Below are 19,372 nucleotides of genomic sequence, written 5' to 3' on the forward strand. Positions count from 1 at the left end.
GCTTTCTCCCTCCCGGCAGCATAGAAGTTTATTCCGTCCGTGCGGAGAGGGCTTTGAGGCCCGCCGAGAGACGAAGATCAACGCTCGCGAAAACCGCGAAAGAGCTGGCGGGTCACGGGGCCGAGAATGTAGTCGGCGGCCGTCCGCTCCTCTGTCAGGAATGCGATGTCGGCCATCATGCCGACCTTGAGATCATCGTAACCGCCCGTTCCGTCGAAGCGAAGGCGCGCTTCATAGTACTGCTGACCGGTGGCCGGATCGTCCAGCAGGTCGGCGGAGACCCGGATGACGCGGGCCGCGAGGGGTGGGCGGTCGCGCCAGCGGAAGGCGCCTATACGGATCTCGGCGATCTGCCCGCGGAAAACGGAGTCGATGTCTCCGGCCCGGACCCGGGCATCCACAACCAGTTCGTCCGCGCGCGGCACGATGCTGAGGACCGTTTCTCCCGGTGCGATCACGCCGCCTATGGTGTGAAACGCGAGATCGACCACCTCGCCGGCGACGGGCGCGCGAAGCTCGGTATTGCGCAGCCGGTCCCGCGCGCCCTTCAGCTGCTGGCGGAGGAGGGCGATCTCGTTCGAGGCCTCCGTCAAGGCTTCGGCCTGACCGGATTGCCACTGGTGGCGGAAGGCATCGAGATTGAGTTCGGCGGCGGCGAGATTCTCCTCCGCCTGCGCGATCCGGCGGCGCAGCGCGTTGCGCTCTCCGATCAGGCTTTCGCGGGCGCGCTTCAGGGCGAGCAGCCGCGGTTTTCGCTCGAGCCCCTTGGCAAGAAGCGTCGCGACGTCGGCGGTTTCCTCCTCGATCATCGGCAATTGCCGGTCGACCGAGCGCACTTCCTCGACCAGAGAGCCCGCTTCTTCGTGGAGTTCGGAGATCTTCCGCTCCAGCACGCGTTCTTTCCCGGCGCGCTCGCGCTCCGAGGCGGCGAACAGAGCCGCCTCGATCTCCATCACACGGAGACCTTCCGGTGGCGCACCGGCGGCAGTCAGTTCCTCCGGCCAGTCGGGGCTTTCCGCGCCGCGCAGACTGGCGGTGAGGCGCGCCCGGCGTCCGAGGATCTGAAACAGGCGATCGCGGAGGATGTCATGCTCGCTCCAGGCCTGGGTCGGGTCGAGCCGGAGCAGCGGCTGGCCAGCGGCAACGTTCTCGCCCTCGGAGACGAGAATGCGCGCGATCCGGCCGCCTTCCCGTGTCTGGATCTGCTTGCGGTAGGACTGAACCGTGACCTTGCCTTCTGCGAGCACTGCTGCGTTGATCGGGACCAGCCGGCTCCACAGCGCGGCACCGAGCAGAAAGAGGCCAATCGACGCCAGGGCCAGGACGGCAATGGGCGCGATCCGCGGTCCCGCCGTGGTATCGGTGACGGGCGACAGGGTCATGGGCTCGCCACCTCGACCGGTGTCCCTGTTGCTGTCGTCTCTAGCGCTGCCGGGGTGGAGCGTGGAGCCACGATCCGCGCGACCGCGCCGTGGTCGAGCAGCGCCACCGTGTCGGCGGCTTCCAACATCTCCATCCGGTGGCTCGTCGCGACAACGAGGCGGCCCCGTTCCGCCAGCCAGCGGAGCGTCGCCGTCAGGGAGCGGAGCGCGGTCCTGTCGAGACCGGCGTCCGGCTCGTCGAGCAGGATCAGGGAGGGATCGCCATAGAACGCGCGGGCGATGGCGAGCTGTTGCTTCTGCCCGCCGCTGAGCAATGTGCGGCAGGTCTCAAGATCGGTGTCGTAACCTTTCGGCAAGCGGCCGATCGTCTTGTGGATGCCGGCAAGCTTGGCCGCTTTGATCACGGCGTCGGGCGGGCCTTCAGTCAGCCGCGCGATCGCGCTGCGCACTGTCGGACCGAAGAGTTCGATCGATTGCGGCAGATAGCCGATATGGCGGCCGAAATCCTCCCGGTTCCAGCTGTGTGTGTCATGGCCGTCCACAGTCACTGCGCCCGCCGTCGGTTTCCAGAGACCGGCGATAAGCTGGAGCAGCGTCGTCTTGCCGGCGGCGGCCGCACCGGCGATACAGACCAGTCTGCCGAATTCCAGATGCAGCGATACGCCCCTGATCACAGGCTGGCTGGCACCCGGCGGGACGAAGAAGACACGTTCGAGGTCCAGCGTTTCGCGCGGTTTGGGCAGGAAAGCCGAGGCGCGTTCGATCCTGGGCGGTGCCTCGAGCGCTTCGTTCAGACGACGCAGTGCGGAAGCGGCCGCTCCCCATTGCCGCCAGCGGTCCAGGATCTGTTCCAGCGGTGCGAGAGCGCGGACCATGATGATAGAGGCGGCAAGAAGTGCGCCGATTCCGGCCGACTGATGGATGACGAGCAGCATGCCGCCGCCAAACACCGCCAGTTGCAAACTCATGCGGAGGCCTTTGGCGATACTGGTTGCGATAGCCTGCCGGTGAGCACCCTGCATTGTCGCGACGATCATCGCCGCGTTCTGCCGGTGCCAGCGTTCCGCGAGGCGGTGCAGCATGCCCATCGCCTCAAGGGATTCCCCGTATCTGAGCGCGTTGCCGATCTCGCGGTAGGCCTGCGTTGCCCGCTCACCGCTTTCCCGCGCCGGGCGCCGGGTCAGCAGATCGTTTGCCAGTGCGAGAAGCAGTAGGGCCGCACCGGCCGCCAGCCCGATCCAGCCGAAATAGGGGTGCAGAAGGAATAGCGCGGCGAAGAACATCGGCGCCCAGACCAGCTCGAAGCCGGCGGTCAGCGCGCCGCCCGCGACGAAGTCACGGATCTGTCCGATATCCCTCAGTAGTTCAGCCGGCTCGGCGGTGCCGCCGAGAGACCGGGTCGCGATCGGCTCCAGAGCGCGATCTCCGAGCCTGCCCGCGAGCCAGGCGGAGAGCCGCTGGTAGGTGCAGCTCCTCAGATAGTCGAGCACGCAGAACAACAGCACGGCCCCGAGGGCGAGAACGGACAGGCCGGCAACGGTCGCGGCGCTCCCGCTCGTGGCCACGCCGGAGAACAGCTTCAACATGTAAAGCGGAGGAATGAACATGGTGAGCGAGATGGCGAAGCTGAGCGCAAGGCCGAGCGCCAGCCCCGGGGCGCATTTGGCGAGCATCGACCTGCAATCGTATGCGGGGTCGGACGAGCTTCTGCCGGTCTCGCTGCGCATGTGTCAGGTCACCGTGATGTAGGAGGCGATATCCCTGACCAGGTCGGTCGCGCTCAGCCCGTCGATTGTGACGACATTGCCGTTCCCGAGATCGATCACCGCGTTGCCGGTCGCGTCGCTGGAGATGCGGACGGCGAGATCGGCGGCGTCGGTCACCGGGAGGCCGTTGATGTTCGCGGCGACGAGGATCCGGTCCGTGCCGCCGACGAAGTCGTAGATCACGTCGACCCCGCTGTCGTTGCGGAAGACGAACTGATCGCCGCCGAGATTTCCATGCAGCGCGTCGTCTCCTCTGCCGCCCTCCAGGATGTCCGCGTCCTGGCCGCCGAAGAGCGTGTCGTTACCGGATCCGCCGAACAGCGTGTCGTCCTGCTGGTTCCCGTAGAGGATATCGTTGCCGATATTCCCGTAGGCCAGGTCCGCGTCCCGGTTGCCCATCAGCATGTCGTCGCCGGCGCCTCCGGCGATCTCGTCGTTCCCCCGGCCTCCGAAAAAGCTGTCCGCACCGTCGTCGGAAGCTATCGTATCGTCGCCGATATTGCCGTAGATGGTGTCGTCATGGGCGCCGCCGAAGATCGAGTCGTTGCCGCCGCCGCCGCGCAGCAGATCGTCGCCGAGACCGCCCGTCATCGTGTCGTCGCCGCTGCCGCCCTGGATCTTGTCGCTCCCGCCGCCGCCCCGGATGCGTGCATTGCCTTCGCCCTGAATGATCAGGACGGTGCCGTCGGTCGCATCGGGATTGAGCAGGATCGAGACCTGCTGGCCCTCGGCAACAGCGGTGGTTCCGAAAGGCATGGCGTCGGGTAGCAGATACGGGGTCAGCCCGTCGTTGCCTGCGGCGATGTCTGAAGCCGTTGGTTCGAACGTTTCGATCGAGCTCTCGGCGACGCCGATATTGTCCAGAAAATCCCGGATCAGCGTGCTCTGGCCCGCGTCGATGTTCCTGTTCAGTACAGGATCGAAGCCGCCCGGAAGCGATGCCACCTGTTCTACCCCCAATTTAGCGCCGGTCTATTGCCGGCTTTCAGTCCCCGTGACGTCCTTCGGGCACCGCGAAATGCAGTGCCCGTGATTTATCCGTCCTGGCGCACGGACCGTTGCCGGCGGTTCCGGGCCGGGATTTGTTCAGTCTCCCGCCTTCCTCCACGCTGGGAGGTGCTGGAAAGCGGATGTTTGCGGTCCGCGCATATTCGTCCGCGAGACCGGAGAGCTGCCGGATCATCTCCTCCACGCCGATCCGCAGGCCGCGCGAGGCGATGATTTCGGAGACGACCATGTGCAGCAAAGTCCAGCGATGGTTCAGCTCGCGATGCAGGTCTTCGAAACCGGGCTTCCGCAGACCGGTTCCGTCGCCCTGGCGATGCGCGGCGCGTTCCGGAATGCCGGCCACCCGGTCGATCCGGCCCCTGATGTCTTCCTGCGCATAGGCCTGGCCCATGAGGGCCGCGAGTGTGCGGTGGTTCGGGCTTTGCTCCGCCGCCCGGAGATAGCGGTTCCGGACGATCGCGTTGTAGGCGATATGCGGATTGCGCGCGGCGATGTCGGAATTCGCATAGGCGTCCCCGGTGGAGGTTCCGGCGCGGTGGTGATAGTTGGCGAGGGGCTTCGCCAGCACGCCGATATCCGCCTCCATGAGGAAGCGGAGATTGAAGTCCCAGTCTCCGAGGACCGGTAGACTCTCGTCATAGCCGCCGAGTTGCTCCCAGAGCGCGCGCCGGTAGAGAAAGGCGATCGGTGGAAACAGATTGGCGACCGCCATTTCTGCGAGGTGGATGCTGTTGACCCAATCGTTGAACGGACGGCGTTCCTTTTCCTGCACCTGCCCGTTCCGGATCTCTTCGGCGATGTAAGTGCTGTGCGTGATGACTCCGGCGTAGCGGTCCTCGTGCTCGACGAGAAAGGCGACCGCCTCGGTGAGAAAATCGCGCTCCCAGCTGTCGTCGTCGTCGTGAATGACGATCAAGTCGGAGCGGCTGGCCGCGATACCGGCATTGGAGGCGGCCTCCATGCCCTGACTCTCTTCGAAGGAACAGAACAGCATGCGGGCCGGATCGATCGGAGCGGTCGCGAGAATGTCCTGCACCGGATCGGGTTCGCCGCCGTCATTTACAACGACCCAGTAGTAGTTCCGGTAGCTCTGCGCCGCGACGCTGCGCGCGGCACGCGCCAGCAGCAGCGGGCGGTCTTTGGTGCGGGTTATGATCGCCACGGACGGCTGGAGGTCCGGCGCTGACACTGCATTCTTAAGCAGGCGCCTTTGCATCCGCTCCCTGCGCGGCCCGCCGAATTCGAGGGCGACTTGTCCGGCTGGCCAAAGCGCGTCTGAAATGCGCTGTGACGGGATGTCGCCGGCATGCCGATCCTTCGCCGGCAGGACGACCGCGACGGAGCCGCTCCGTCCGAGGTCGAGGGATCTCGGTTTGTGGGCGAGAAGCGCCACGGTTTCCCGCTCCGGGAAAGAGATCATCCGTGACAGTTTCGTCAGCGCCTCCTCATAGGCGTCGCCGATCTCCGAGAGGCCGTCTCCAGCATGATCGCGGATATGCTTGGAGAGTCCGTCATAGACCGGATCCGCGAGCCTGCGCTCCCTTATCCGGTTCTGGTTGCCGTCCCGGACTGCCTCGATGTCGGCATGATCCACGCGCTCAATGGACGGGTGATTGGGCTCGAACAGGCTCTCGATGAGGTGCCTGTGTCCGGCGAGGATCGATGCCGGCTCTTCGGGAGAGGGTTGCGGGCTGTCGAAGATCAGTCCGGTCATCCCGCCCGGACGATTTCCGAGAATCTCGGCACGGCCGATGCATCCGAAATAAAGGCCGTTCCATTCCCGGTCGGTGTAGGTCTGTTCGAGCAGCAATTGCTGGGTGCCGCGCCAGCCCGTATCGACGAGGATCACGCGCTCCGCGGATCCGGCGATCGTTTCGACATAATCCTTGAAGATCCGTGCCTGCTGGCGGAGATGGCGGCGCACCCGCTCGGCGACCGGTGTGTCCGATTTCAGGAATTCGTGCAAAGGCTGCGGCGGCACGAAGGGAATAGCTGGAGCCGCACCGCGCGGATGTTCGGCGCGAAGCACCGCCCGGACGATGGTGTCGAGGGACTCGCCGTCGAGTTCCATGCCGAGAGCCGTCATGGCGGTCGCCGGAGCTTTCCCGAAGGCGGCCTTGATCGCCATCAGGCGCGAGGACCGAAAGAGGTGTGCATGTCCTGGCAAGGGGGCTCCTCGACGCCGGAGCCAGTCCTGATAGAGGGATCTCAGCCTCAAGCCGGCCCTCATCGCGAAGAGGATGCGGTCCGCCGACGGGTCGGTCTGCAGAAGATGAGCCTGCAGCCTCACGAAATAGAAATTTACGAGCGGACCGAGCAGGTCACACCCGAGTTCTCTCAACTCCGCCGGCATTGTCCGATTGATGCTCATGGGACGAATGCGACATCCCGGCGAAACGCGGCCGGCAGGTCGCGGTCTCCGCGAATGATCTTCTCGAAGCTGGTGCGCCGGGCGGCCAGCTCCCTGGCAGGCAAGGGGACATGCAGAGCCTGCCAACCCCGGCGTTTCGGGCTGAGATAGTCGGTTTCCAGATTGTCGCCGATGTGTAGCGCATGCGCGGGCGGGGCTCCGAAGGTCCGTTCCGCATGGGCAAAGAGAGTCCCCGCGGCCTTGCTGCCGAAACCGTCGGCGGAGGACAGGATCGCAGGCCGTCTTGTCTTCCCGTGCGCCGCGCTGAAGATTTTTCGCACCTGAGGGCTCTCAAGATAGGTGTCCGTCAGGAAAACCGTCCGCAAGGCCGGAAAACGGCGCCGGATCGCTTCAAGCAGGGGATTGACCTGCACATCGGCGATTTCAGAGGCGAGTTCGCTCTCGATGTAGCTCCTTGTGAGCTCCGGTCGGCGGAGCAGGGTGCAGACGGTCTTTGCGATCTGACTGAAGGTGGGATCACCGCCTTCTGATTTGCTGCCGTTCATGCTGTAAGCCGCCCTGGCGGCGGTAATGCGAGCGAGCAACGCGTCATCGATGGAGAAGTCCGATTTGCCGCCCGTTCCGAAGACGGTCCGGTGGAAGCGCTCGGCGGCGCTTCTGAACCGGGCGAGTTCGGACCTTTGCCCGCGCAGCAGGGCCGTGTCGAAGATGTCGATCGACAGCAGCGCGATCCGGTGCCCGGTCACCCGTTCGGCGACGGCATCGAGAAGGGCGGCGCGATCTTCGGATGACGCGTAGAAGCTGCGCAGCCCGGCGCTCGTCCCCAGTGCGTCAAGATATGGCGGCGGACCCGCAACCACCGGTTCGGCCCGCTTCCCCCCGATTTTCCCGTGCCCGTCCATCGTTCCCGGCTCCATGCCGATGAGCCTTTCGGCTCAAGAGGAACCGGGATCGTGCCACCATTCAGTATGCAACGAAAGAGGGTAAAATAGATTTCTGTTTCTAAATAAGCCTGTACTCAGAAGGGTTTGCACCTAGTTCAGGAATTCGGGTTCTTCCTTCTCCAGCATCCGCCGCAGTGCCTTGAAATGCCGATCCGCGACGCGTGCATTCTCCGTTGAGGCCTGCTGGCGGGTATGGGCGCGGGTCTCTTCAGGGATTGCGCGCAGCTTTTGGCCGGTGGATTTCGCCAGCACCTGGAACTTCGCCGCGCGCTCCAGATAATAGAGATCATTGAAGGTGTCCTGCACCGTCGGGCCGGTGGTGATGACGCCGTGGCAGGCGAGGAAGAGGACCGAATGGTTGCCGATCTTGCTTGCCATCCTCGCACCCTCGTTCTCGTCGAGGGCGAGGCCGCCATATTCGTCGTCATAGGCGATCCGGCCGTCGAACATCAGCGCGTTCTGCTCGCACATCTCGAGCCGGCCGCCTTCGAGTAGGGTCAGCGCCGTCGCGTAGGGCTGGTGGGTGTGCATTATGCAGACCGCGCTCGGCACCGCCTTGTGCATCTCGCTGTGTATGAAGAAAGCGGTGTCCTCGACTGCCTCCGTACCCTCAAGGATGTTGCCGTCGCCGTCGCAGAGCACCATCGAGGAGGCGGTGACCTCCGACCAGTGCCAGCCGAAAGGATTGATCAGGAAGCGGTTGCCGCGCATCACCCCGTCATCGTCCGGCAGGGCGAGGGAGAAATGGTTGTCGACCCCTTCGTTCAGGCCGTAACGGGCCGCCCAACGCAGGGAACAGGCAAGGTCGATACGGGCTTGGCGGATGTCGGTACTCATGCGGTCTCTCCCTGCTGGCCGGCTTATGCGGACATAAGAAATTGTTGTTTTGCCGACGATAGACCGGCGGCTAGGGTCGCGTGAAGTGTCCGGCTGCGAACGGGTTCAGGCCCGGCGCGGCGCCAATCGAAGAACAGGACGGGGGCGGAATGTCCGGGAAGAGCTGCGCCGACGTGATCGTCGGGCTGATGGAAAGCTACGGGATCGACACGATTTTCGGGATCCCGGGCGTGCATACGGTCGAGTTTTACCGGGCGCTGACCGCAAGCGGTCTGCGTCATGTGACGCCTCGGCACGAGCAGGGCGCGGGGCTCATGGCCTATGGTTACGGCCTCGCGACCGGCCGTCCGGCGGCGATCTCCGTCATCACCGGGCCGGGGCTCCTGAATGCGGCGACGGCGATCGGACAGGCCTATTCCGATTCCGTGCCGATGCTGATCCTGGCCGCGACCAACCAGAGTCACGAGCTGGCCATGGGGCAGGGGTTCCTGCACGAGATGCCGAACCAGCACGACGCGGCGCGGACCGTGACGGCGTTCAATCACGTCTTGAGAGCGCCGGAGAACCTGACGGAAATCTTCGCGCAGGCTTACGCGGTGTTCGATAGTGGGCGTCCGCGTCCGGTCGGGATCGAGGTGCCGCGCGATCTGTTCGGGCGGACCTGCCGGGCTGATGCGACGGCATGGCCACGGACGCCAAAGCCGGCGCCGCATCCGGAGATGCTCCAACGCGCGGCGGCGCTGTTGGGCGAAGCGGCGCGTCCCGTTCTGCTGCTCGGCGGCGGCGCCAAATGGGCGGGTGCGGAGGCGCTGGCGTTCGCGGAGAAACTTGGCGCTCTGGTCGTCACCACAAATTCGGCAAAGGGTGTGATCCCGGAAACGCATCCACAGAGTGCGGGCTCGTCGCTCGAGCATGAAGCGACACAGAACGTACTCGCGGAAGCGGATGTCGTGCTCGCCATAGGCAGCGAACTTGCAGAGACCTCCTTCTGGAGACCCGCGCCGGATCTCCGGCTCGGGGCGAAACTCATTCGGGTGGACATCGACCCGGCTCAACTCGTACGCAGTTTCCGTCCGGATCTCGCCATCCTCGGCGATGCCGGGCTCACGCTTTCCGCGCTTTCGGGATTGATCGAGCGGGCCGGGCCGGCGGCCGGATCTTCTTTGGCCGCGTCGCTCTGGCCGGAGATCCGGAGCGCGAGCGACACGCCCGAGACCGCGAACCGCTGCCGGCTGCTCGATCTGCTGATGGAGTGCCTGCCGGCGGACTGTTTCATTTCCCTCGACTCGACCCAGGTGGCCTATACCGGCGCCTCATACTTCCAGATCGGGCATCCGAACGGCTGGCATTTCCCGAACGGCTTCGGAACGCTTGGCACCGGGGTGCCGACGGCGATCGGCGCGAAACTCGGCGCACCGGACCGTCCGGCGGTGGCGATCGCGGGCGACGGCGGGCTGCTGTTCACGGCGGAAGAGCTGATCGTCGCGGCCGAGCTCGGTCTGCCGCTTCCGGTGCTGGTCTGGAACAATGGCGGCTACCGGCAGATCCGCGACTCGATGGTCGAGGCCGGCGTACAACCGCTCGGAACCGACCTTCTGGTGCCGGATTTCTCCGCGCTGGCAAAGGGATACCGCTGCGGATATGCCGCGCCGAAAAGTGCCGGCGATTTCGCCACGGCGCTTTCCGATGCTTTCGCGGCGTCCGGGCCGACCCTTATCGAAGTGAGGGCCGACGCGGCGTTTCTGAAGTCCTGACGATCAGCCGCCGAGCATGGCGCGCGCCCGCTCGAGAATGTTCTCGGGCAGGCGTGTCGGCTTGCGGGCGTCGAGATCGAGATGTACGCCGAACTGGCTCAGCTCCGCGAGGCGCTTCTTGCGGGTCGTATCGACGAGCCGGTGGACCATGCGGATTGAGGACGAGCCGACATGGGCGACGGTGCTCTCGACATGGACGAGATCGCCGCCTTCCGGCCAGTGGTCCATCTCGATCTGGAATTCGAAGGTCGAGAAGCCGCGCCGGTTGTCCCTGAGATAGCTCGGGCTCATGCCGATTGTCGCAAGGGCGTGGAAGCCGGAGCCGGAGAACTGGTGAATCAGCCCGCCAAGGCCAAGTTTTCCGGTCCAGTCGAGATCGCTCGGGCGCACCACGTCGGTGCCGGCGCGAATCCATTTCGCAGATTTAGGCGCGGGCGCCCTCTCTTCTCTCGCCGGACCGTCCCATTCGGCGGGCGAGCCCTTAAGGGGGATCCCGTCAAGTGTCTGCTCCATGGTGGTGCAGAGCACACCGGTGTCGGAGTTGAACAGGCGGTGCGCGATCACAGGCCGGAGTCCGGTTTCAATGAGGCCGGTCTCGATATGGAACAGATCGCCCTTCCTGAGCTCGGCATGATACCGCGTGTAGCAATCGATCGTCCGTGCCATGCGTGGATCGACACCGCTCTCGCGTAGATAGCGCCAGGCCGCAGCCTCGAACTTCTCGTAGTAGTAGGCCACTGTGAAATGCTCGACCACGTCGCATTCCCAGGCCTTTACGTCGCCGCGGTATGTCTCTTGGAAATCGGATGTCATTCTTCCTGTCCGCTATCGGGGGATCGGCAGCGGAGAATAAACGGACATCCGTGCTTGAGGTCAATCGCCGGGGTTCGAGACCTTCCGCTTGGATCCTTTGCGCAGTTGTAAATTTCCTATGCTGAAGTCTTTCAATGTATTAGTTAAGGTTTGGGAGTGGGGAGCAAATATGTATGTAAAGTTGGATCGGCTCGCCTTGGTCTCAATAGGTTGTTAAAAATTCAGGGTATATAAAAGTCTGGAAAGACACCCTGATACTTCCTGGTGGGGGACCATTTGGCCGCAGCGACTCAAGGGAAACGCATTGTCCGGCATGCGCGGCGCGCGTGGTACATGATTCTGCGCGCCTTGTCCGTCGACGAGCCGAATTTCCAGGTCGACTACGAGCCCGAGGAAGAGGAAGTCGTCCAGGAAGAGGTTCTCGGTCCCTGGCATCCGAAAGCCATCGAGATGATCGAGACGATCTGGGGCAAGGGCTTCAACATGCCTGGCGGCTCACAGCACGTGCTGACGCTGGCCAAGCCGTTCGCCCTCGACAACCAGATGAACCTGCTCGATATCAGCAGCGGCATGGGCGGCGGCACCATTGCCGTTTCCAGCCAATTCGGCTGTTACGCGACCCTGCTCGAGAACGTTCCGGAACTTGCCACGATTTCCCAGCGCAACATCGACATGTCCGAGGTGCGCTCGAAGATCAAACTGCAGGAATTCGACCCCGCCAAGATCGTGCTTAAGGCGAACAGTTTCGATTGCATCCTGACCCGCGAGTTCCTTTTCCGCGTTGAGGACAAGACCCGGATGCTGCAGACGATCAAGCGGGCGATGCGGATGTACGGTCAGCTTTCGCTGACCGATTTCATGCTGGATTCGAAGAGGGAGCCCTCGCCGTCGCTCAAGAAATGGATCGAGTCGGACCCGTTTCCGATCCATCTCTGGAGCGTCGACCAGTACGAACAGGAAATCGAAGCCCTCGGGCTCGATGTCCGCGTCTCGGAGAACATCAGCAAGGAATATCACCTCTACATGACGCGCGCGTTCCAGAGCTTTATCGACCGCTATCAGGAAGGCAAGATCAGGGCCTCCAAGAATCAGCTTCCCATACTGATGGGCGAGGTGGAGCGCTGGGCCCGGCTCGCAGCCTTGCTGGAGTCGGGAGAAGTGAAGCTGCATCGCTATTTCGCGCTGAAGCCGGTCAAAGCCTGATTTTCGGCGCCGTGCATGCGCCCTGAAGAAAGCCGGGAAATTTCCGGGATCAGGCGTTGACATCCTCCATTCACCACCATATGTTCCGCGCTTCCCGAGGGCCGGAAGGTCCTCCCGACAGGTTTTTTGGACTCGTGTCATGAAAATCGCGAATTCGATCAAAACGCTGAAGAAGCGGGACCGCAATTGTCGCGTCATCCGCCGTAAGGGCCGGACCTACGTGATCAACAAGCAGAATCCGCGCTTCAAGGCACGCCAGGGCTGATCGCCCCGGTCTGATCCGATCAAGGCGGCCGTCCGCAAGGACCGCCGCCTTTTTCATGTCCGGAATCCGGTTTCCGCATGGTGGGATCAGATCTTCCCATTCGGAAACCGGGCGCCAGATTGCTCCCCGGAGGCGACGGCCCTATTGTGGCCGGAAAAGACTCGAGGAGAGCAACATGCTGATGCCGGAGCCGGACCGTTCGGTGATGGAGCGCCGCGAGGAGATCACGGCGGCCTTGCGTGGGATCGTGCCGGGCGAGGGCGTGATCACCGCGACTGACGAGATGCGGGTTTACGAGACCGACGGTCTCTCCGTCTACCGCCAGCTTCCGATGATCGTCGTGCTGCCGGAGACGACGGAACAGGTCGCCGCGATTCTGCGCTACTGCAAGCAGCAGGGCGTGAAGGTGGTGCCGCGCGGAGCGGGGACCGGGCTTTCCGGTGGCGCCCTGCCGCTCGCCGACGGCGTGCTGCTGGGGCTCGGCAAGTTCAACCGGATCCTTGAGATCGATTACGAGAACCGCGCCGTCGTCACCCAGCCGGGTGTCACCAACCTCGGGATCACCCACGCCGTTCAGGATGACGGCTTCTACTATGCGCCCGATCCCTCCAGCCAGATCGCCTGCTCGATCGGCGGCAACATCGCCGAGAATTCCGGCGGCGTGCATTGCCTGAAATACGGACTGACCACCAACAACGTGCTCGGTGTCGAGTTCGTCACCATGGACGGCGAGATCCTGCGCTTCGGCGGCAAGCATCTGGAAGCCGACGGGTACGATTTCCTCGGTCTGATCACCGGCTCCGAGGGGCTGCTCGGCGTGGTCACCGAGGTTACGGTCCGTATCCTGAGAAAGCCGTCAACCGCGCGCGCCCTTTTGGTCGGATTTCCGACGCCGGAAGAGGCAGGTGCTTGCGTTGCCGCGGTGATCGCGAACGGCATCATCCCGGGCGGCATGGAGATGATGGACAATCCGGCGATCAACGCGGCCGAGGATTTCGTTCACGCGGGTTATCCGCGCGATGCCGGGGCGCTTCTGATCGTCGAGCTGGACGGGCCCGAGGTGGAGGTCGACTACCTGATCGGACGGGTGAAGGAGATCGCCGAGGCCAATGGCGCGACCGAGGTGCGGATCAGCGAAAGCGAGGAAGAGCGGAACAACTTCTGGGCCGGGCGCAAGGCCGCGTTCCCCGCGGTTGGACGGATCTCTCCCGATTACATCTGCATGGACGGCACGATCCCGCGCAAGAAGCTGCCGGAGATTCTCAGCCGTATGAGCGAGATGTCGAAGAAGCACCGGCTGCGGGTCGCGAACGTGTTCCATGCCGGAGACGGCAATCTGCATCCGCTGATCCTGTTCGATGCCAACCAGGAGGGCGAGCTGGAGCGGGCGGAGGCTTTCGGCGCCGACATCCTGACCGCCTGTGTAGAACTCGGCGGCGTGCTGACCGGCGAGCACGGGGTCGGCATCGAGAAACGCGACCTGATGGGAGAGATGTTCACCGAAACCGATCTGAAGCAGCAGCAGCGCGTGAAATGCGCCTTCGATCCGGACGGACTTCTGAACCCGGGCAAGGTGTTCCCGCAATTGCACCGCTGCGCCGAGCTCGGCCGCATGCATGTATCGGGCGGGCAGCTGCCGTTTCCGGACATTCCGCGTTTTTGATCTTCATCAATGCCGGTGCGGGCTCAGCGACGTCTACTGGAACGTTCATGGGGGACCGGACTGGCAAGGAGAAGTGAGATGACTGAAGCTTCCAAAGACCCGGCAGCCGGCGCGAAACCGGCGGCTCCGAGAAGAAGCAGGACAAGGCCGGTGCCCAAGGCTGACGCGCAGCCCGTCCAAAAAGACGACGGCCATGCGGAGGCGGCGGCGACGCTGCATCATCTGGCGGAAATGCGGCACTCTCCAGAGGAGATCCGCAGGATCTTCGAGACCGGCGAATATCCCTACCACGAGAAAATGAAGCGCGCGGTCTACGAGCGCCAGAAGGCCAATCTGCAGGCCGAACTGCTGAAGGCGCAGCGCTGGATCGAGGAAACCGGGCAGAAGGTCGTGATCCTGTTCGAGGGACGGGACGCCGCCGGCAAGGGCGGGACCATCAAGCGCTTCATGGAGCATATGAACCCGCGCGGCGCGCATGTCGTGGCGCTCAACAAGCCATCCGACCGGGAAAAGAGCCAGTGGTTCTTCCAGCGCTATGTCGAGCATCTGCCGTCCGCGGGCGAACTGGTGATGTTCGACCGCTCCTGGTACAACCGTGCTGGCGTCGAGCGCGTCATGGGTTTCTGCACGCCGACCGAATATCTCGAGTTCATGCGCCAGACCCCGGTGCTGGAGCAGATGCTGGCCCGCTCCGGGATTCGTCTCTTCAAATACTGGTTCTCGGTCACCCAGGACGAGCAGCGACGCCGCTTCAAGGCTCGGAAATCCGACCCGCTGAAGCAGTGGAAGCTCTCTCCGATCGACTTGGCGTCTCTCAATAAATGGGAGGATTACACCGAAGCCAAGGAAGCGATGTTCTTCTATACGGACACCGCCGACGCGCCCTGGACGATCGTGAAGTCGGACGATAAGAAGCGAGCGCGGTTGGCCTGCATGCAGCACTTCCTCTCGTCCCTTCCCTATGACAATAAGGATCGCAGGGTGGTCCGCGGTCCGGATCCGCTGATCGTCGGCTCCAGCGCCCATGTCTTCGGCCATGACGATCATATTCTCGGCAAGTCGCTGCATCCGGACCTGAAACGGGGCCGGGCCAATGGTGGCGACGCCGCACCTGAAACTACCAACTAGGGCCGGCAAACCGGCCTCAGCGTGAGCGTGGAGAGATATGGCGTCTACACTGAAGCCGGATGATGCGCGGCAGGTCGAGGAAGCGATTGCCTGGGCGGTTGCGAACGGAGAGCCGCTCGAACTGATCGGGAGGGGAAGCAAGCGGGCGCTTGGCCGGGCGTTTCAGGCCGAGACGGTTCTGGATCTCTCCGGTCTTGCGGGGGTGATCGATTACGAACCGGCGGAGCTTGTGCTGACCGCCGGTCCCGCCACGCCGATGGCCGAGATCGAGAAGCTGCTCGCCGAAAACAATCAGATGCTGGCCTTTGAGCCGATGGATCTGACGGCTCTGCTCGGCGGCGCCAGTTCCGAAGGGAGTCTCGGCGGTTCGCTGATGATCAACAGCGGCGGGCCGCGGCGGATCAAGTCCGGGGCGGCCCGCGATCATCTGCTTGGATTCGAGGCCGTGAGCGGCCGGGCGGAGAGCTTCAAGTCCGGCGCGCGCGTGGTGAAAAACGTCACCGGATACGACCTGCCGAAGGTGATCTGCGGCTCCTACGGGACGCTTGCCGCCGTGACCAGGATCGACGTGAAGGTGCTGCCGCGGCCCGAGAAGGTCTATACCGTCCTCGTGCTCGGCCTCGACGCGGAGCAGGCCGTGAGGGCGATGGGCGCGGCCATGAACAGTGCCCACGAGGTCTCCGCGGCGGCGCACGTTCCGGCGGGACTCGCGGGCAAGTCCGCCGTCTCCTACATCAGGGAAGCCGGAACGTCTGTGACGGCGCTGCGCATCGAGGGTTTCGGCCCCTCCGTCGAGCGGCGCTGCGCCGAGCTCCGTGAGGAGCTCGCATCCTTCGGCACCATCGAAGAGCTGCACACGATGAACAGCCTCAGCTTCTGGCTCGAGGTGCGGGACGTGCATTATCTCGTCGCACCGATGCAGGATCCGGTCTGGCGCATTTCCATGCCGCCGGCGTCCGGAGCGAAGGTCGCGGCGGAGCTTTCGAAACTTGACGGTGCCGCCTGGTTCTCCGACTGGGCGGGTGGTCTGATCTGGCTCCAGCTCCCGGCTTCCAACGATGCCTCGGCCGGCGAGGTGCGCGCCGCCGTCGATGCGGCGGGCGGACATGCGACGCTGATGCGGGCGGCAAAAGACGTGCGCGCCGCGGTCCCGGTCTTCCATCCGCAGGCCGCGCCGATCGCGGCGCTCAGCCGACGGGTGAAGGAGAGTTTCGATCCGAATCAGGTCCTCAACCCCGGCCGCATGTATGCGGGGATCTGAGAGGGCGACGAGAGATGCAGACCAATTTCACCCTCGCCCAACTCGCCGATCCCGCGGTGAAGGAATCAGAGTCCATCCTGCGCAAATGCGTGCATTGCGGCTTCTGTACCGCGACCTGCCCGACCTTTGTCCTGCTCGGCGACGAGCTCGACAGTCCGCGCGGGCGGATCTACCTGATCAAGGACATGCTGGAGAACGGCAAACCGGCAAACGACGAGGTCGTGCGCCATGTCGACCGCTGCCTTTCCTGCCTCTCCTGCATGACGACCTGCCCTTCCGGTGTGAACTACATGCACCTGGTCGACCACGCCCGCACCCATATCGAGGAGACCTACAGCCGTCCGCTGCTCGACCGGGCTCTGCGCGCGCTCCTCGCCTTCCTGCTGCCTTATCCGAACCGCTTCCGCTTCGCTCTGCTCGGCGCGTCGATGGCGCGGCCTTTCGCCGGGATCTTCGGCGACGCGCTGGGCGGCCGGATCAAGGCGATGCTGTCGCTCGCGCCGAAGCGCTTCCCGGTGCGCAGCCCGCTTGACAAGCCGGGCACACACGTGGCGGCCGGATCCCGGAAGATGCGGGTCGCAATGCTGGCCGGCTGCGCCCAGCGGGCGCTCGCGCCCTCGATCAACGACGCGACGATCCGCCTGCTGACCCGGCTCGGCGTCGAGGTCGTGGTGCCGAAGAGCGCCGGCTGCTGCGGCGCGCTGACCCATCACATGGGCAAGGAGGAGAGCGCCAAGGCTTCCGCCCGCGCCAATATCGATGCCTGGGCGGCGCTGGAGGCGGAAGGGGGCGGTCTCGACGCGGTGGTGATCAACGCTTCGGGCTGCGGCACCACGGTGAAGGATTACGGCTTTCTGCTGCGCGAGGATAAGGCCTACGCGGAGAAGGCAGCGCGGATCGCCGCCAAGGCGAAGGACGTGACCGAATTGCTGACCGAGATCGGCCTGCCGGAAACGGTGGCAGGCGAGAGCATGCGGGTGACCTACCATTCCGCCTGTTCCATGCAGCATGGCCAGAAGATCAAGAGCCTGCCGCAGGCGCTGCTGAGGAAAGCCGGTTTCACTGTCAGCGATGTTCCGGAAGGCCATCTCTGTTGCGGTTCCGCCGGAACCTACAACATGCTGCAGCCGCAGCTCGCCACGCGCCTGCGTGACCGGAAGGTGTCGAATATCGCCAAGACGCGACCGGAAGTGATCGCCGCCGGAAACCTCGGCTGTATCACGCAGATCGGCTCCGGGACCGAGGTGCCGATCGTCCATACGGTCGAGCTTCTGGACTGGGCGACGGGCGGACCGAAGCCGGACGCGCTCGACCATATGTGATGGGTTGAGACTTGGCTCGGGGGCAGGCTGCGCTAGGTTAGAAAAATGCGCAGTCTTTTCGTCGCCACGATCCTAACCCTTCTGTCCGCCTTCCAGGCGGTGGCGGACCAGCGCGATCCGCGCCTTGATCCGCTGTTCGAGGAGCTGAAGACCGCCGCCTCCGTCACCGACGCGCGCTATATCGAGCGCGAGATCTGGGGCATCTGGTCCGAGCACGGTGCCGATGTCGAAGCGGAGATGCGCTTTAACGAAGGCCTGCTGCTGATGAATGCGGGGCATCTGGAGCGCGCGATCCGGATGTTCAGCGTTGTCATCGACGTCGCCCCCGATTTCGCCGAGGCCTGGAACAAGCGTGCGACCTTGCTCTATTTCACCGGCGACTATGCGGGCTCGGTCCGGGATATCGAGCGGACGCTGGCGCTCGAGCCTCGCCATTTCGGCGCGCTTTCCGGGCTCGGCCTGATCTACCAGCAGCTCGAGAGCCCCGACGGTGCCATCAAGGCCTTCCGCGCCGCGCTAGAGATCAATCCGCACATGCCGCACATCAAGGAGCGGCTGGATACGTTGACAGAAGCGATGGCGGGCAAGCCGCTCTAGCCGGTCTCGTCGCAGATCTGTTTCAGGATCAGCCAGTCCCGCGATGTCAGTGCCTGCCTTGAGCCGGTCCCCTGTTCGCGGAAGAGCGCCGCACGGCCGTCATTGTCGGGGTGGGTGCTGAGATAGCCCGGCAACAGGCCCGAGAGATTGCCTTTGCCCTTCATGCGCTCGAAGAACTCCGCACCCCCGGCCGGGTCGAGATCCAGGCGGTTGAGCAGGCGCAGGGCATAGCGATCCGCGTCGCGTTCGCTGTCCCGGGAAAAGGAGAGGGAGAGCCCGGTCTCGAAGACGGTCTGCCCGATCGTGCTGCTACCGTCGAAGCCGAAAAGCAGGACCGACGCTGCGCCAAGCGCGTTCTGGCGCATCCAGCGCTCCGTATGGTCCCGGTGCACGACATGACCGATCTCGTGACCGATCACGGCTGCGAGCTCGTTCGGGCTGCGCGCCTTCTGGATCAGTCCCCGCAACAGCACGATCCGTCCGCCGGCGAAGGTCAGGGCGTTCACCATCTTCGAGCTGGTGACGTCGACGGTGATCGGATGCGGGAACTCTGCGGTCTTCAGCAGATCCTCGACGAGACCGCGCAGGATGCGGTTCGGTTCTTCGGCGGTACATCGCTTGCCGATCATAATGGCGAGCGCGTCGAGCTCCGGCCGGTCGGCGGCCTCGAAGGACCAGGGCATTGCGCGTGCGAGGCGGTCCATCACCGGCGGCACGAAGAAATAGAGCCCGGCGATCAGGGCGAGCACGCCGAGGCTGAGGCCCGCTGCGATCCCGGTATGGCGCCAGCGCTCGCGGCCGCGCTCGACCAGCCGCGGGGCCTGCCGGGCGACGGTTTCGGTCGCCCAGGTTTCCTCGATGATCAGCCGGCTGTCCTGATGCCGTCTATGGGTGAAGGCGAGATGCTCCTGGGGCCGGTAATCCCAGATCCGGATCAGGTCCTCGTAACGCCAAGCAAGCGTGCCCCGCTCGGTCTTGAAAGCGATGCCTTCTGGACCGATGTCTGGCTCGATATCGTGGCGCTTCGGAGTGGCACCGTCGAAGAAATGCGATCCCAT

General features: G+C 64.2%; 16 protein-coding genes. 8 read left to right on the forward strand and 8 right to left on the reverse strand.

What is annotated here, in order from left to right; translation table 11 throughout:
* Positions 1-77 precede the first annotated feature (77 nt).
* The 6 genes from IG122_RS17450 to IG122_RS17475 all read right to left on the reverse strand — a co-directional run bounded on the left by IG122_RS17450 (position 78) and on the right by IG122_RS17475 (position 8,308).
* Positions 78-1,382, reverse strand: a complete 1,305-nt coding sequence (locus IG122_RS17450) for an HlyD family type I secretion periplasmic adaptor subunit (RefSeq protein ID WP_193186615.1) — start codon at positions 1,380-1,382, stop codon at positions 78-80.
* Positions 1,379-3,109, reverse strand: a complete 1,731-nt coding sequence (locus tag IG122_RS17455) for a type I secretion system permease/ATPase (RefSeq protein ID WP_193186618.1) — start codon at positions 3,107-3,109, stop codon at positions 1,379-1,381. Before IG122_RS17455 ends, IG122_RS17450 begins: the two co-directional genes overlap by 4 nt.
* 3 nt (positions 3,110-3,112) lie before the next feature.
* Complete coding sequence (locus tag IG122_RS17460) at positions 3,113-4,093, reverse strand: calcium-binding protein (RefSeq protein ID WP_193186621.1); 981 nt, start codon at positions 4,091-4,093, stop codon at positions 3,113-3,115.
* A gap of 40 nt (positions 4,094-4,133) precedes the next feature.
* Positions 4,134-6,323: a glycosyltransferase gene (locus tag IG122_RS17465; RefSeq protein WP_193186623.1), complete on the reverse strand. Its 2,190-nt coding sequence runs from the start codon at positions 6,321-6,323 to the stop codon at positions 4,134-4,136.
* A 200-nt stretch (positions 6,324-6,523) separates the two neighbouring features.
* On the reverse strand, positions 6,524-7,429 hold the full coding sequence (locus IG122_RS17470; RefSeq protein ID WP_226893705.1) for an HAD-IA family hydrolase: 906 nt from the start codon (positions 7,427-7,429) through the stop codon (positions 6,524-6,526).
* Between the two features lie 132 nt (positions 7,430-7,561).
* The gene (locus tag IG122_RS17475; protein WP_193186627.1) at positions 7,562-8,308 is read right to left on the reverse strand and encodes an aldolase; all 747 of its coding nucleotides are present in this window, start codon (positions 8,306-8,308) and stop codon (positions 7,562-7,564) included.
* 149 nt (positions 8,309-8,457) lie between these two features.
* Between IG122_RS17475 and IG122_RS17480 the strand changes: the two genes are divergently transcribed.
* Complete coding sequence (locus IG122_RS17480; RefSeq protein WP_193186629.1) at positions 8,458-10,062, forward strand: 5-guanidino-2-oxopentanoate decarboxylase; 1,605 nt, start codon at positions 8,458-8,460, stop codon at positions 10,060-10,062.
* A gap of 3 nt (positions 10,063-10,065) precedes the next feature.
* On the opposite strand, the gene IG122_RS17485 is transcribed toward IG122_RS17480, so the two are convergent.
* Positions 10,066-10,875 carry an acyl-CoA thioesterase gene (locus IG122_RS17485; protein ID WP_193186631.1) on the reverse strand — a complete coding sequence of 270 codons (810 nt, stop codon included), beginning with the start codon at positions 10,873-10,875 and terminating at the stop codon, positions 10,066-10,068.
* 333 nt (positions 10,876-11,208) lie between these two features.
* On the opposite strand from IG122_RS17485, the gene IG122_RS17490 reads away from it, so the two are divergent.
* The 7 genes from IG122_RS17490 to IG122_RS17520 all read left to right on the forward strand — a co-directional run bounded on the left by IG122_RS17490 (position 11,209) and on the right by IG122_RS17520 (position 18,314).
* Positions 11,209-12,078, forward strand: a complete 870-nt coding sequence (locus tag IG122_RS17490) for a methyltransferase domain-containing protein (protein ID WP_193186633.1) — start codon at positions 11,209-11,211, stop codon at positions 12,076-12,078.
* Between the two features lie 139 nt (positions 12,079-12,217).
* A complete protein-coding gene (ykgO, locus tag IG122_RS17495) occupies positions 12,218-12,343 on the forward strand; it encodes a type B 50S ribosomal protein L36 (protein ID WP_193186635.1) in 126 nt (41 codons plus the stop codon).
* A 175-nt stretch (positions 12,344-12,518) separates the two neighbouring features.
* On the forward strand, positions 12,519-14,006 hold the full coding sequence (locus tag IG122_RS17500) for an FAD-linked oxidase C-terminal domain-containing protein (protein WP_193186637.1): 1,488 nt from the start codon (positions 12,519-12,521) through the stop codon (positions 14,004-14,006).
* A gap of 150 nt (positions 14,007-14,156) precedes the next feature.
* The gene (gene ppk2, locus IG122_RS17505; protein ID WP_319024918.1) at positions 14,157-15,134 is read left to right on the forward strand and encodes a polyphosphate kinase 2; all 978 of its coding nucleotides are present in this window, start codon (positions 14,157-14,159) and stop codon (positions 15,132-15,134) included.
* 37 nt (positions 15,135-15,171) lie between these two features.
* Positions 15,172-16,395 (forward strand): FAD-binding protein, encoded by a 1,224-nt coding sequence (locus tag IG122_RS17510; RefSeq protein WP_193186642.1) that lies wholly within the window; start codon positions 15,172-15,174, stop codon positions 16,393-16,395.
* Between the two features lie 14 nt (positions 16,396-16,409).
* Positions 16,410-17,717 carry a glycolate oxidase subunit GlcF gene (gene glcF, locus IG122_RS17515; protein ID WP_193186645.1) on the forward strand — a complete coding sequence of 436 codons (1,308 nt, stop codon included), beginning with the start codon at positions 16,410-16,412 and terminating at the stop codon, positions 17,715-17,717.
* A gap of 45 nt (positions 17,718-17,762) precedes the next feature.
* On the forward strand, positions 17,763-18,314 hold the full coding sequence (locus IG122_RS17520; RefSeq protein WP_226893706.1) for a tetratricopeptide repeat protein: 552 nt from the start codon (positions 17,763-17,765) through the stop codon (positions 18,312-18,314).
* On the opposite strand, the gene IG122_RS17525 is transcribed toward IG122_RS17520, so the two are convergent.
* Positions 18,311-19,372 carry a M48 family metallopeptidase gene (locus IG122_RS17525; RefSeq protein ID WP_193186648.1) on the reverse strand — a complete coding sequence of 354 codons (1,062 nt, stop codon included), beginning with the start codon at positions 19,370-19,372 and terminating at the stop codon, positions 18,311-18,313. The genes IG122_RS17520 and IG122_RS17525 overlap by 4 nt on opposite strands.

This window comes from Nisaea sediminum (assembly GCF_014904705.1).
GTDB lineage: Bacteria > Pseudomonadota > Alphaproteobacteria > Thalassobaculales > Thalassobaculaceae > Nisaea > Nisaea sediminum.

Bases quoted from the DNA above. Each gene is read 5' to 3' on its own strand.
- IG122_RS17490 (WP_193186633.1), top strand. From the start codon at position 11,209: ATGATTCTGCGCGCCTTGTCCGTCGACGAGCCGAATTTCCAGGTCGAC.
- IG122_RS17470 (WP_226893705.1), bottom strand. From the start codon at position 7,429: ATGGACGGGCACGGGAAAATCGGGGGGAAGCGGGCCGAACCGGTGGTT.
- IG122_RS17455 (WP_193186618.1), bottom strand. From the start codon at position 3,109: ATGCGCAGCGAGACCGGCAGAAGCTCGTCCGACCCCGCATACGATTGC.
- IG122_RS17520 (WP_226893706.1), top strand. From the start codon at position 17,763: ATGCGCAGTCTTTTCGTCGCCACGATCCTAACCCTTCTGTCCGCCTTC.
- IG122_RS17510 (WP_193186642.1), top strand. From the start codon at position 15,172: ATGGCGTCTACACTGAAGCCGGATGATGCGCGGCAGGTCGAGGAAGCG.
- IG122_RS17475 (WP_193186627.1), bottom strand. From the start codon at position 8,308: ATGAGTACCGACATCCGCCAAGCCCGTATCGACCTTGCCTGTTCCCTG.
- IG122_RS17525 (WP_193186648.1), bottom strand. From the start codon at position 19,372: ATGGGATCGCATTTCTTCGACGGTGCCACTCCGAAGCGCCACGATATC.
- IG122_RS17500 (WP_193186637.1), top strand. From the start codon at position 12,519: ATGCTGATGCCGGAGCCGGACCGTTCGGTGATGGAGCGCCGCGAGGAG.
- IG122_RS17480 (WP_193186629.1), top strand. From the start codon at position 8,458: ATGTCCGGGAAGAGCTGCGCCGACGTGATCGTCGGGCTGATGGAAAGC.
- ykgO (WP_193186635.1), top strand. From the start codon at position 12,218: ATGAAAATCGCGAATTCGATCAAAACGCTGAAGAAGCGGGACCGCAAT.
- IG122_RS17450 (WP_193186615.1), bottom strand. From the start codon at position 1,382: ATGACCCTGTCGCCCGTCACCGATACCACGGCGGGACCGCGGATCGCG.
- glcF (WP_193186645.1), top strand. From the start codon at position 16,410: ATGCAGACCAATTTCACCCTCGCCCAACTCGCCGATCCCGCGGTGAAG.
- IG122_RS17485 (WP_193186631.1), bottom strand. From the start codon at position 10,875: ATGACATCCGATTTCCAAGAGACATACCGCGGCGACGTAAAGGCCTGG.